Genomic DNA, 13787 nt, shown 5'->3' with positions numbered 1-13787 from the left:
TTCCCGCCGCGCGCCTGTATCAGCTGCCGTTTTCTTCCCAATACTTCAGCAACCGCGGCAGTGCTTCCCGGAAGGGAGCCAAAAGCTCCAGCTCTTCTATCTGGTTAAAGGGCACCCAGCGCAGCTCTGCGGATTCTTCGTTGGCGGTCGTGGCTAAGCGCTGCCCCGAAAGAGTCCGCGCTAACACCGTGGTATAAGTCCAGCCTTCCTCGAAGGGCCCGGCGGTAACGAGCGAGCCTAGAACCTCGACGTCCGCCGGCGAGATTCCGGTTTCTTCCTCCGTCTCCCGCAGCGCGGCCTGCTCCGGCGACTCCGGCTTATCCCGCGCCCCGCCCGGGATTCCCCAGGTCCCACCGTTATTCGTCCACGTAGCGCGATGCTGCAGAAGCACGTCATCCCCTGCCACGAGGAAGAGGCCAGCGGCGCCAAACTTGCCCCATACCGGCACCCCGCCCGGACCTTTAGACCAGCCATCACCGGAAAGCTCTGGGTTAACGCGTGTACACATGTCTTATACGATACGCGAGAATAAGCCCACACCACCCTGCCCCAAATCATCGCGCGATGGGGTGCGGGGCGCTATCCTAAGGGAATGACCGGCCCGGCCACCGAACTGCGCGAGCACTCCCCCGAATCATGGGGCGATCATTGGCTCGATGAGGTCACCGAGCCTGCTGCCCCGGCTTTTAGCCGCCCCACGCAGCTGGCCATGAGCTCCTTCTCCGGCCCAGCGCGCGTCCTCCGGCGCTTTTATAGCTTTGCTTCCACCACGCCCGGCAAGCTGTTTACGGTCACCGTCATCCTGACCGCCGCGCTCGCGGCAGCCGGGTTTTCTATGTCTTCTTCCTCGGCCGCGCGCCACGATGACCTGGATACTCTGCTGACCTCCACGGAGCCGATGTCGAATGCGGCGCATCACCTCTACACCAACCTGTCTCTGGCCGATACCGTGGCCACCACCGGCTTCGTGCAGGCGGGCGTCGAACCGGAGCATAACCGCAACCGCTATAACGAGGCCATCGATGCCGCGTCGGTCGCCGCCACGCAGGCCATCGTGGGCACCTCCGCCGAGGATGAGCGCGTGCGCGAGCTCGTCACCTTTATCCAACGCGAGTTGCCGGTGTACACCGCCCTCGTGGAAAAGGCGCGTGTCAATCACCGCGCGGGCCACGCCGTGGCGAATTCCTATATGTCCAACGCCTCGGCACTCATGCGGACCCAGATTCTCCCCGCCGCCGCGGAGCTGTTCACCCTGACCTCGGAGAAGGTGAGCCAACAGCAGCAGCGTCTGACCCGCCCGCAGTGGGTTCCGCTGTCCGGGCTGGTTGCCGCACTCATTTTCCTCGGCTTGGCGCAGTGGTGGCTGTGGCGGCTGACCCGCCGCCGCTTCAACCGTGGCTTCGTGGCGGCCACGGGGTTGCTGTTCCTCGCGCTGGTGTGGGCCTCCGCCTCCAACTTCGCCACGTGGGCCTCGGGCCACCAGGGTTTCGAGACGGTGTCGCGCCCCTGGGACTCACTGACTGCCTCGCGCATCGAGGCCCAGCAGATGCGCACCTCGGAGACTCTCGCGCTAGTCTTGCGCTCCTCCGAGCAGGACATGTCCGTGCACTTTAGCTCCACGGTGTACTCCGTGGACCAGGCCCTGCGGGATTATGAGCAGGCGCTTAACGACGACGACTTCCCCTCCTCCGATCCCTCCCTGATTCCCCGCGCCAAGCAGGCAGTGGAGGACTGGACATCCACGCACGAGAAGTTCACCGAGGACCTTGCCATGGGCGACTATGATGGCGCGCTGTACCAGGCCACCGCCATCGATCCGGATGGTGACCCTACCGCCGCCAGTGCTTTCAACGCCGTGGATAGCTCCTTGGCAGCGCTCATCGATCAAGCCCGCGATGCCATGCGCACCTATCTGGTCCAGGGGCTCAATGCCATGACGATGGTCTCGACCGGCGTGCTCCTGGCCACCTTTGGTGCGATTATCGCCGTGTGGCTAGGTATTCGTCCCCGTCTGCAGGAGTACCTGTGATGCGCCGCCGAAACTCTCAACGCTTAGCGTGGACCACAGCCTTGCTCATGCTCAGCAGCGCCGTGGCGCTCAGTGGCTGTGAGCCGGAGCCACCCAGCACACAGGACCCCATCCTCCCGTCCACCGCGAACCTCGATTCCACGCCGGGACCACCACTGCCGGAGGATGCCATCATCGAGCCCGCTGGCGCCGGCGAGGCGTCCAAGCAAAGCACCGAAGAGGCCTATGGCTCCTACCGCCCGGACGATAAGAAGCCGGAGGAGCGCGTGCCCGATATCCTGGCGCGCGGCCGGCTTATCGTGGGTGTGGATCGCTCCAATAACCTGCTCAGCTACCGCGATACCGCCAGCGGCGAGGTCCGCGGCTTCGAGGTCGATATTGCTCGCGAAATCGCCCGCGATATCTTCGAGGATCCCAACAAGGTGGACTTCCGCTTCGTGGAGGCTTCCGAACGCGCGCGTGCGCTCAATGATCGCACGGTGGATATCGTCATCCGCACCATGACGATTAGCCCCAGCCGCCAGCGCGAAGTCTCCTTCTCCATTCCCTATATGCAAACCGACGCGCGTTTGCTGGTGCTGAAGAACTCCGGCGTTGAGTCCATCGCGGATACCGCTGGGATGACCTTGTGTGCGACAAAGGGTTCCACCATGGTGGACGCGATACGCACGCACGCGCCTGCTTCCGACATCCTAGAAACCCGCGCGTGGGGCGATTGCCTCATGGCCCTGCAACTGGGGCAAGCGGATGGCATCGTGGTAGATGATGCGCTGCTCTCCGGCATGCTGGCCCAGGATCGCTACACCGAGATTGTCGGTGGTCCCCTCGAAAGCCAAAGCTATGGCGTGGCCGTGCGCAAGCCCGATGGCTCGTATGATTCGCGCCCGCTTATCCGTCAGGTGAACTCCACGCTGGAGCGCATTCGCAAGGACGGGACCTGGCAGAGGCTCTTCACAACGTGGCTGGGGGATTATATGGAACAGCCGGTGCTCCCGGCACCTAAGTACCTCGATGAGACCCCACCCGCGACGGAATCCCAGCCGAGTTCCCCAACCAGCAACCCACCCGGCGAGAAGAAGGAGGGACACTAATGTCGCACCGCTTCAGCGAGGATGAGCTCGATCACCTCACGCCCGAAGAGCACGAGACCGCGGAGCCCGAAGGTCCTGCCGACGCCACGCAAGCCGTCCGCTTCGATCCTTTCGCGGATGACGATGACGATTATTCGGAGGATCACCTTCTCGGCACCTCGCCTGCGAAACCAGGCGATCCGAGAACAGCAGCCTCCGGCGCCGACAACACGGAAGCCTCCGACCGCACCGCGGCGGTACCTTTCGATCCCTTCGCCGATGACTTCGATGAGGATGACCCCGCCGCCACTGGCGCCGTCCTCTCCCCCGCCGGTCAGCCCGGCGCGCACGGCAGCGCGACGAACAAGCCTGGCGATGGCGAATACGTCGATTCAGACAATATCGCGGCACTGATCGAGGAGCTGGGGCAGCTGCGAGATCGTCGCAAAGCAGAGGACCCTTCGCAGGCCTCCCGCCGCCGCGCGCTCGATACCTTCCGCCAGCGCCGCAGCACCAAGCGCACCGACCGCGAAGTGGCCGATGGCATGGCCACCTTGCCCTTCGTCGTCCCGGATGATCCCACTCAAGCACTCATCGATCCGCAGGATGCGCCCCGCGCCGCCCCGCCGCAGCTTAAGCCGGGTGACATGGTGGCGGGCCAATACGAAATCCTCGGCGTGCTGGCGCATGGCGGGCTGGGCTGGATCTACCTGGCCAATGACCATTTCGTCTCCGGGCGCATCGTGGTGCTCAAGGGCATGCAATCCACCAACTCCGCCGAGGAAACGGCGACTGCGGAGGCGGAGCGTGAGTTCCTCGCGGATATCACGCACCCGAATATCGTCAAGATTTTCAACTTCATCGATGATCCCCGCGTGCCCGGCGGCTTCATCGTCATGGAATACGTCGGCGGACCTTCGCTGAAGCAGCGCCGCAACGACCAGGCCAATGACCGCTTCCCGGTCGATACGGCCATTGCCTATATCTTGGAAATCCTGCCCGCCCTGGATTACCTGCACGCCCGCGGCGTGGTCTACAACGACTTAAAGCCCTCCAACATCATCGTCACCGAGGACCAGGTCAAACTCATCGATCTGGGCGCGGTCTCCGGCATCGGTGCCTTCGGGCATATCTACGGAACACAGGGTTTTCAGGCGCCGGAGATCTCCACCCAGGGCCCCTCGGTGGCCAGCGATATTTATACCATCGGCCGCACCCTGGCCTGCCTGACGTTGAAACTGCCGGTGGAGGATGGCGTCTATAAGCCCGGTCTCCCCTCCCCCACGGAGGAGCCGCTGCTGCGCCGCTACCTCTCCTTCTACCGCCTGCTCTTGCGCGCGACTGACCCTGACCCGGAGCAGCGCTTCGCGTCGGTCTCCGAGCTGCGCGACCAGCTCTTCGGCGTCCTGCGCGAGGTCATCGCGCTCCGTGATGGCATCCAGCACCCGGCCCAGCACTCCGTCTTCTCCCCGCAGCGTACGACCTTCGGCACGAAGCACCTGGTCTTCCGCACCGACCAGCTCATCGATGGCATCGACCGCACCGTCCGCATCACCGCCCCCGAGGTGGTCTCCGCGCTGCCCATCCCGCTGGTTGTCCGCTCTGACATCGGAGCCCCGCTGCTGCAGGGTTCCTCCTATACCGAGCCGCAGGAAGCGCTAGAAACCCTGCGCCAGGCCATGCAGGCCCCGGAGTACGAAGAATCCGCCGAGATTCCCCTCGGCGTGGTGCGCGCCATGATTGACCTGGGCTATATCGGCCAGGCCCGCGAGTGGTTGACCTCCATCGAGGAGCGCTTGGGCAAGGACTGGCGCTTCCACTGGTACTCGGGCGTGACCGAACTGCTCTTGGACAAATACCGTGAGGCCCAGGCCCACTTCGCGCACGTCCTCGACGTCCTGCCCGGTGAGGCCGCACCGAAGCTGGCCATCGGCGCGGTCAACGAGCTCATCCTGCAGCAGCTGGGTTTTTCGGAAGCCGCGCTTATCGACGCTGCCGTTGCCCGCGCCTGCGCCAACCTGACCACCTCGCTGGCGGATTTGCCCAATGATGCTTTTGAGGACCAGCCGGGCATCTGGGACCACATCACCGATGATCCGGCCCACCTGCGTTTCAATTCGCTGCGTCTCTACGGCATCGTGTGGGCCACGAACCCGACGACGGTCTCCTCCGCCTTCGGCTTGGCCCGCCAGCTGCGCGCCGAGCACCAGGTTGAACTCGCCGTGGCCACCTTAGATAAGGTCCCCAATGCGTCACGCCACCACCGCATGGCCCGCTTGACCACGGTTCTGCAGCTCATCGTGCACGACCTTTCCGAGTCCCGCATCCGGCGCGCCGCCCGCCGCTTGGAGGAGATTCCGCAGAACGAGCCGCGCTTTTTGCAGATCAAGATTGCGGTCATCTCCGCCGGGCTGACCTTCCTGCGTGAATCAGACCTCGACGCCGCGGCCTCCCCCAACGATCTCTTCGAGTTCCCCTTTACCCAGCGCGGCCTGCGCTATGGCCTGGCGGATACCCTGCGGGCACTGGCCCGCCAGGCACCGTTCGCCCGCCACCGCTACGCGCTGGTGGACCTGGCCAACAAGGTCCGACCGGTCACGATGTTCTAGCCGCCGACCAGCCGTCGGCATAGCCAACGCTCGACTTAGTACAGGCCCGCCTCCCGGGCCATGGCCGCAATGCCCGCGGACTTCTGCGCGATAGCCAGCTCCTCGTTGGTCGGCACCACGAAGACCTTGACCTGGGAATCAGCAGTCGAAATCATGCGCGGCTCCTTCGAGCGCACGAGGTTGGCTTCCTTGTCGAAGTCAATGCCGTACATGTCCAGGTTGTACAGCGAATCCTGGCGGACCTCAGTATCGTTCTCACCCACGCCGGCGGTAAACGTAATCGCGTCCACGCGGCCCAGCGCAATCATGTACGCGCCGATGAAGCGGCGCAGCTGGTGGATGTAGATGTTATAGGCCAGCCAGGCATCCTGGTCCTCGTTGTTGATGCGCTCGCGCAGCACGCGGAAGTCGTTGACACCCGCAATGCCCTTCACACCGGAGCGCTTATTCAAAAGGTTATCGATCTCATCGATCGACATGCCTGCCTCACGCGAGAGGTGGAAGATAATACCCGGGTCAATATCGCCCGAGCGCGTGCCCATGGCCAGACCCGCCAGCGGGGTCAGGCCCATCGAGGTATCAATCGGGCGGCCGTTGCGAATCGCCGCCGCCGAGGCACCGTTGCCCAAGTGCAGCGTGATCTGGTGAACGTGGCCCGGGTCGCGGTCCAGCAACTTCGGCACCTGCTGCGAAACGAACTCGTGGGAGGTTCCGTGGAAACCATAGCGGCGGATGTCATACTGCGAGGCCACGTCGTTGTTGATGGCATACAGTGCTGCCGCCGGCGGCATGTGGTTGAAGAAGGCCGTATCGAAGACCGCCACGTGCGGGATCTCCGGCAGCAGCTTACGCGCCACGCGGATACCGTCCAGGTTCGCCGGGTTGTGCAGCGGTGCGAGCGGGATGAGGTCCTCGATCATGGACTCGATCTGGTCCACGATGAGCTGCGGCTCGCTGAACAGGCGCCCGCCGTGCACCACGCGGTGCCCCACGGCAATGACCTCGACATCCGTCGGACCCACGCCGTGCTCGTGCATGATGCTAAACGCGCGGTCCAAGCCGAAGGAGTGGGTGGGGATCTCCAGTTCTTCCTTGAATTCCTCACCGCCCGTCTTGACGGTCACCGCGCCCTGCGGCTCACCGACCTGCTCCACCAAGCCGGAGACCAGCGGGGTATCCGTGGCCGAGCTTTCCGGGTCCACCAGCTGGAACTTGACCGAGGAGGAACCCGAGTTGAGAACGAGTACGTACGCCATCTACTTCACCCCTGCCTGAATAGCGGTGATAGCCACCGTGTTGATGATGTCCGGAACGGTTGCGCCGCGCGAGAGGTCATTGACCGGCTTGTTCAAGCCCTGCAGAATCGGGCCTACCGCCAACGCACCACCGGTGCGCTGCGCCGTCTTATAACCGATATTGCCGGCCTCCAGGTCCGGGAAGACGAAGACCGTGGCCTTACCCGCAACCTCGGATTCCGGAGCCTTCTTGGCGGCCACGCCGGGGTCGCAGGCAGCGTCGAACTGCAGCGGTCCATCCACCGCCACGGAGGAATCGATGCCGCGAGCCACCTCGACGGCCTGCGCCACCTTCTCCACGTCCGGGCCAGCGCCCGAGGTTCCCGTGGAGTAGGACAGCAGCGCCACGCGCGGGTCCAGGCCGAACTGTGCTGCGGTCTGGGCGGACACGATGGCGATCTCGCCGAGCTGCTCCGGAGTCGGGTTCGGGTTCACCGCGCAGTCACCGAAGGCCCACAAGCGCCCCGGCATCACCATGAGGAAGATGGAGGAGACCACGGAGGCCTCCGGCTTGGTCTTAATGATCTGGAAGGAAGGCTTAATGGTGTGCGCCGTGGTGTGCGCTGCGCCGGAGACCATTCCATCGGCCAAGCCCTTGTGTACCATCATCGTGGCGAAGTAGGACACGTCTTTCATGGTCTCGCGCGCTTGCTCCAGCGTCACGCCCTTCTTCTTGCGCAGCTCCGCGAAGTCCGCCGCAAATTCTTCTGCCAGCGGGGATTCCAGGTGGTTGATGATGTCCACACTGGACAAGTCAATCCCGAGTTCCTGGGCGCGCTTTTCGACGTCCCCGTCACCCAGAATCGTCAGCTTCGCCACCTTGCCCTTGATGAGCTCACCCGCGGCCTGAAGGATGCGGTCATCCTCACCTTCCGGCAGCACGATGTGCGCGCCAATCTCGCGGGCCTGATCCAAAAGCTGCTTCTGGAAAAGCTCAGCGCTCATATAAGGTTCGATCTCCTCCAGGGAGGAAATCGCACCAGGAACCGAGGAGACGTCGGTCAACGCGCCCACCACCGTGGCACCCACCGAACGCGCGTGGTTCAGCGCCAACTCCGCGGCGCGTGCGGGTGCAGCGGAAATCAACACGAAGGGCAGACCTAGGGCGGCGGCGGCCTTGGCATCAAAGTCCATAACGCCGGTGCCCTGGAGGACCAGGTTGCCCGCAGGGGCATTCTCCAGGACTTCGCTGAGCGTGGTTCCCAAGTCATCTACCTGGGCGAAGGTGGCCCCTAGTTCCTGAGCCACAGCAGCAACGTCCAAACCGTCGAAGCCGCGCCCAATGACGCTGATAAAGGCGGAATTCCGTGAGGACTTGGCGGTCATGAGAAACCTTTCTCTGCTTAGAAAGCGTGTACCCGGGCTCACATAGTGGGGCACACAGTGACACTACGACACTTTCACAGTACGGCAACGCACCTCTTCTCGCCGCCAATCCATCGCCTTCCCTCAGCAACTCCCCAGGCCACTGGCGCCCCACCCGAAGACAAAGTGCGTTATCCCACAGAAACTTGTCTCCATTAAACCCCCGGAGTAGGCTCCTAACCAGGATTGTTACTTCGGGCAAGACCTAGGCTCCCCACTCTTAGCCGTGTGGGGATGGTTCGCTATGAACCATTGTGGCCTAGGTCTTTCTTGGTTTTTAGCCACAGTGCCTGCCTACTCTCGAAAGGATTCTCATGTCGACAGAGACTCGCTCGGCAGCCGAGGCCATCTTGGATGGCATCGGCGGAGCGGAGAACATCACCTCTTTCACGCACTGCGCTACGCGCCTGCGCTTTGAGCTGGCTGATGCCTCCAAAGCCGATAAGGAAGCACTCGAATCTATCCCCAAGGTAATGGGCGCTGTGCCCCAGGGTGGCCGCAACTACCAGGTGGTCATCGGCGGTGACGTGGCCACGGTCTATGACGAGATCAACGCTCTCCCACAGATGAAGAACGCCGGCGCCTCCGCCGGCCAATCCAACGACGATGTCAAGGCCGCGGCCCGCGCCAAGTCCAAGGGCAAGCTGCCGTGGATGGATACCTTCTTCGAGTATCTCTCGGATTCCTTCCGCCCCATCCTGGGCGTGCTGCTGGGTGCTTCCCTGGTCATCGCCTTCGCCTCGGTGCTGGATGCTTTCGGCGTCGTGGACTTCCGCTCCCCGGACAAGCCGGCCTCCTGGTTCTTCGTGGATGCCATGTGGCGTTCCGTCTTCTTCTTCCTGCCGGTGATGGTGGCCTATAACGCTGGTAAGAAGCTGCGCATCGACCCCTGGGTTCCCGCGGCGGTCATGCTCGCGCTATTCACCCCGGAGTTCCTCGATCTCTCGGAGAACCCCGCGGTCCAGTGTGTTACCAACGACACCCTCGGTGCGGAGCAGTGCTCCATTGAGATCTTCGGCATGACCATGCAGCTGCAGGACTACGGCGGAAACGTCTTCGTCCCGCTCATCATGGCTGCTGTCGCCGCCCTCTTCTACAAGGGCTTCCAAAAGATCATCCCGTCCGCGGTGCACATGGTCTTCGTTCCCTTCCTCACCATGATCGTCCTCATCCCGCTGACGGCCTTCCTCATTGGCCCCTTCGGCGTGTGGGCCGGTAACGGCATTGGCGCCGGCCTGTCCTGGATGAATGACAACGCTCCGTTCGTCTTCGCTCTGGCCATCCCGATGCTCTACCCCTTCCTGGTTCCGCTGGGCCTGCACTGGCCGCTTAACGCCCTCATGCTGGTCAACATCCAGACTTTGGGCTATGACTTCATCCAGGGCCCGATGGGCGCATGGAACTTCGCCTGCTTCGGTGCTACCGCTGGTGTGCTGGCTCTGTCCATCCGTGACCACGACAACGTGATGCGCCAGACCTCTGGCTCTGCCCTCCTGGCCGGCCTGCTCGGTGGTGTGTCTGAGCCTTCCCTCTACGGTATCCACCTGCGCTACAAGAGGATTTACCCGCGCATGCTGGTGGGCTGCTTCGCTGGTGGTCTGACCGTGGCTCTGCTGACCCTGGGCACGAACGGCATTACTACCGATGCCTTCGTCTTCACCTCCCTTTTGACCATCCCGGTCTTCACCCCGATGGCCAAGTACGCCATCTCCATTGCTGTGGCCTTCTTCGTGGCCTTCCTGCTCATCCTCTTCACCGACTACCGCACCCCGGAAGAGCGCGCTGAGGCCAAGGCCGCCCGCGAGGCAGCCGAGAAGGCCGAGCTCGACAACGCCGACAACGCTGACAACGCCGCGCTTGCCGACGCCCCCGCAACCGCAGGCACCTCTGCTGCCGGCGCCGGTGCTGGCGCTGCCACCGCAACCGCTACCAAGGCAGACGCCCCGGCCAAGGCTGCTGAGCCCGCCGCTGGCACCACCACCGACATTGCTTCCCCGGCTGCCGGCAAGGTTGTCCCGATGGCTGAGATCGATGACCCGGTCTTCTCTGCTGGAACGCTCGGCGATGGCGTGGGCATCGTCCCTGAGGGCAACGACGTTTACTCCCCGGTGAGCGGAACGATCGTCAGCGCCATGAAGTCCGGCCACGCCTACGGCATCAAGACCGAGGACGGCGTGGAGGTCCTGGTCCACATCGGCATCAACACCGTCAAGATGAAGGGCGAAGGTTTCGCCCCGGCCGTCAAGAAGGGGGACACCGTCAAGCAGGGCGAGCTGCTTGCCACCGTTGACTTTGCCAAGGTCACCGAAGCCGGCTACGACACCACCATTGTCCTGGCCGTGACCAACACCAAGGCACTGTCTGCCGTCACCCCGGCTGGCCTCAACCATGCCTCCGCTGGCGATACGGTCATCACCACGACCCGCTAAAGGACCCACTAGGGAACCTTTAGCACGCCTTTGACGAACCCTGACTAAGCTGGCTCGATGTAATCACCATCGTGGCCGGCTTTAGTCGTTTTGGGCCTCAACCGTCTAGCCTCATCCGGCTAGCCTTAACAAGTTAACCTCAACCAGAAAGGTGCCTTGTGCAACTGCTGCGAGTATTCAATAATAACGTCGTTCTCGCACGGCGCGGCGCGGAGGACGTCATTGTCACCGGCCGCGGCATTGGCTTCCAGGCAAAGCCTGGCACTGAGGTTGACCCGGCCAAGGTGGTGAAAGTCTTCGTCCCGGATACCGGCCGCGACCCGGACCACCTCGCCGCCATGATTGCCGGTATCCCCGGCGAATACGTGCAGCTGGTCATCGACGCCATGCACTCCGTGGACATGTCTGAGGCTCTGCGCAGCAAACTCACGCTCGTCGTAGCGATTGCGGATCACATCCATGGTGCGGTCAGCCGGGGCAAGCCTGTGGCTTATCCCTTGGAAGCTGAGGTACGCCACCTCTACGCCGATGACTTTGCCCTCGCGCAGAAACTGCTCGCCGCCATCAACAGTGGACTGCACAAGCCACTAGCCCCTGACGAGGCCGTGGCCATCACGCTGCACCTGGTCAACGCCGGCTTCACGGTCGGGGATCTCTCCGGCACTTACCGCATGACGGGCCTCATCCAACAGATCCTGGCCGTTATCGGCTCACACAACGACACGGAGCTCAACAGCGAGGACATCTCCGTCGCCCGCTTCATCACGCACCTGCGCTACCTCTTCGTACGCATGGCGGAGCACCAACAGCTCGACTCCGACGACCGCCAAGTCGCCACCGCCATCTCCGCCCGCTACCCCGACGCCGTCGAGACCGCCCAGATGGTAGCTAACCTGATTGAGCTGCGCCTCGACAGCGCTCTAACCCCCGATGAAGTCTCCTACCTGACGCTGCACATCGCACGCCTGGAGGAGTCCTCCGCCTAAGCCGCCGGCGCCTCAGCGCCACCTTCAACAGGTGCTACCGGCTCTGCCACGGTGATGATGTTGTCCTCGTAGCCGAGCTGGCCACCAACAAACTTGCCACCGCAGGTAATGAGGACCAGACGGTTCTCCCCCTCCGTGTCATTGACCACGTCCGGGAAGCCCGCGCCCTTCTGCAGACGGTACGGTGCTTCGGTCACGCGGAAACGGCGCTCCTCACCATCGATGAAGACGGTGAATTCTTGGCCCTGCTCCAGGGTGGTGAACTTCTCTGCAAAGCCCGTTCCCTGCCCTTGGTAGTTGATGTGGCCGGTAATAACGCTGGAGCCAACCGGGCCAGCCTCGCCCGGGACAGCGGATGCGGAGTACCAGCCCAAGCGCTGCACATCGCGCGGCGGGATCAGCATACCGGTATCGGTGACCTGAATCGGATCGATGGCCGCGAACTCCTCGTTGATGCCCAAGGACATGGCGCCAAAGCCACGGAATTCACCCGGTGCCGGTTCCACCTCATGGTTCTGCTCACCGGAGTCATCCACGAAAGGATCATTGTTGGTCGTCGGTGCGGCCTCCTCAGTGCTTTGCGATGTCTCCGCCTCGCCACCACTGGCATTATCATCCGCGGAATCATCGCCATTGCGGCCTGCATAGATGACCAGCTGCACGACAACCAAGATGATCGCGATGAGCGCGGCAATTCCGATGAGCAGCTTCTTGTTGCTCTTCTTTTCTCCGCCTACCGGTTGTGCATCCCCGGCTCGGTGTTTCGCCCCAGCAGTCTCCCCTGTGGAATCGGTGGGGTACTCCGGAAAATCGTTCTGCTGGCCTTCCTCAGCCATAATCTCTGCTCCTAGCTTCTAAAGTTCTAGCGGTTGGGTTCTAATGCTTAAGTTCTAAAAGTGTCTTAGCTCTAAAAATGCTAGCTATAGTTCTTCTTTTTAAACCATAGATTAAAAATCAGACGACTAATCCCCTCCAGCGTTTTACGCCCTGGAGGGGATAGTCTTAATCATTCTCTGCCCCTACCACTCCCGGGCGGTGAGGGCCGGGATGGTGTTGCAGTGTGGACTACTGAATGAAGTCCTTCATGCCTGGGTCAAGCTCGGTCGCACCGGACGGTACGTGCTTGATCTCCACGCGCTTGGAGTTGGACGGCAGCGGCTGGCCAGCGTCCTCCGGCGGAGTTGCATCCAGCACAGTGACCTCGCGGTCGTCGCGGCCGGTGTTGCCACCATTCTCCTCGGTCGACTCACCGTGGTTGTTGCCACGGCCGCCGTCCTCGGTGACGTCGTTGTGGTTGCCACCGTCGTGGCCACCGTTACCGCCGTCGTGGCCGCCATTGCCACCATCGTGGCCACCGTTGCCACCGTCGAAGCCATCAACGATGATCTTGATCAGGCCCAGACCCGGGATGAGCAGCAGCCACCAGGGCAGGTCCTTCTTCGAGGAGCCCTTGCCACCGCCGTTCTCCTCGTCCTCATCCGGGGTATCGGACGGGTTCTCCGAAGTGACAGTCTGGTCCTCGTCGTTGATGTCCTTGTGCTCACCAATCTCGTTCGGCGTCTCATTGCCCGGAGTCTCCTCACCCTTGGAATTAACTTCCTTAGAAGTCAGAGTCTCAAAGGCAACCGCAGCCTTAACCGGCTTAGTCACATCATCATTAACGGTAATGGTCACAGCCTCAACACCATTCGGCGCAGTCGGCACAAACTTATGACCAATGGTCTCACCAAGAACAGTCTTGCCATCAGCCTTCGAAATCAGCTGCGCATCCAGGAAGTACTCCTTACCCGGAACCAGACCCTCATAGGAAACCTGGTCAACAATCTTGGCACCAGCAACAACCTCACGCAGGCCACCCTCAAAGTCAGCATTCGTCGAAATCTTCGGCTCACCAGACTCATCACCCTCATCAGAGGTCACAGTCTGATCCTTATCGTTGATGTCCTTGTGCTCAGCAATGTCATTCGGATTCTCCGAATCAGCATCCGGAGTCTCCTCGCCATC

At 62.5% G+C, this 13787-nt stretch carries 10 protein-coding genes; 5 read left to right on the top strand and 5 right to left on the bottom strand.

Translation table 11 applies throughout. The features are described 5' to 3' along the window. Window positions 1–19 precede the first annotated feature (19 nt). A complete protein-coding gene (locus QP363_RS04575) occupies window positions 20–508 on the bottom strand; it encodes an NUDIX domain-containing protein (RefSeq protein WP_070524690.1) in 489 nt (162 codons plus the stop codon). Window positions 509–592: 84 nt separating this feature from the next. Between QP363_RS04575 and QP363_RS04570 the strand changes: the two genes are divergently transcribed. The 3 genes from QP363_RS04570 to QP363_RS04560 are packed head-to-tail and all read left to right on the top strand — an operon-like array spanning window position 593 to window position 5708. Further along, window positions 593–2029, top strand: a complete 1437-nt coding sequence (locus QP363_RS04570) for a hypothetical protein (protein ID WP_010188750.1) — start codon at window positions 593–595, stop codon at window positions 2027–2029. Next, window positions 2029–3120: a glutamate ABC transporter substrate-binding protein gene (locus QP363_RS04565; protein ID WP_284762999.1), complete on the top strand. Its 1092-nt coding sequence runs from the start codon at window positions 2029–2031 to the stop codon at window positions 3118–3120. Before QP363_RS04570 ends, QP363_RS04565 begins: the two co-directional genes overlap by 1 nt. Continuing rightward, a complete protein-coding gene (locus QP363_RS04560) occupies window positions 3120–5708 on the top strand; it encodes a serine/threonine protein kinase (RefSeq protein WP_284762997.1) in 2589 nt (862 codons plus the stop codon). Before QP363_RS04565 ends, QP363_RS04560 begins: the two co-directional genes overlap by 1 nt. A gap of 35 nt (window positions 5709–5743) precedes the next feature. Here QP363_RS04560 and QP363_RS04555 read toward each other — a convergent pair whose 3' ends face one another. Next, window positions 5744–6964, bottom strand: a complete 1221-nt coding sequence (locus QP363_RS04555; RefSeq protein ID WP_010188744.1) for an acetate kinase — start codon at window positions 6962–6964, stop codon at window positions 5744–5746. Further along, window positions 6965–8329: a phosphate acetyltransferase gene (gene pta / locus QP363_RS04550; protein ID WP_284762993.1), complete on the bottom strand. Its 1365-nt coding sequence runs from the start codon at window positions 8327–8329 to the stop codon at window positions 6965–6967. It lies immediately after the preceding gene. A gap of 353 nt (window positions 8330–8682) precedes the next feature. Between pta and QP363_RS04545 the strand changes: the two genes are divergently transcribed. Together QP363_RS04545 and QP363_RS04540 are read left to right on the top strand one after the other, a co-directional pair. After that, complete coding sequence (locus QP363_RS04545) at window positions 8683–10797, top strand: glucose PTS transporter subunit IIA (protein ID WP_284762992.1); 2115 nt, start codon at window positions 8683–8685, stop codon at window positions 10795–10797. A 158-nt stretch (window positions 10798–10955) separates the two neighbouring features. Next, window positions 10956–11783, top strand: coding sequence for a PRD domain-containing protein (locus QP363_RS04540; protein ID WP_284762991.1), 828 nt, complete (start codon window positions 10956–10958; stop codon window positions 11781–11783). Here QP363_RS04540 and QP363_RS04535 read toward each other — a convergent pair. After that, window positions 11780–12619, bottom strand: a complete 840-nt coding sequence (locus QP363_RS04535) for a class F sortase (RefSeq protein WP_284762990.1) — start codon at window positions 12617–12619, stop codon at window positions 11780–11782. The two genes, QP363_RS04540 and QP363_RS04535, sit on opposite strands and share 4 nt — an antisense overlap. 229 nt (window positions 12620–12848) lie before the next feature. After that, window positions 12849–13787, bottom strand: a 939-nt coding sequence (locus QP363_RS04530) for a VaFE repeat-containing surface-anchored protein (protein ID WP_284762988.1), incomplete at its 5' end; no start/stop codon positions are given.

Origin of the sequence: Corynebacterium sp. UMB6689, assembly GCF_030215295.1 — a bacterium.
Taxonomy (GTDB): Bacteria; Actinomycetota; Actinomycetes; order Mycobacteriales; family Mycobacteriaceae; genus Corynebacterium; species Corynebacterium aurimucosum.
The sequence above is the reverse complement of the archived record's forward strand: the minus strand, read 5'-3'. Positions and strand labels throughout refer to the sequence as shown.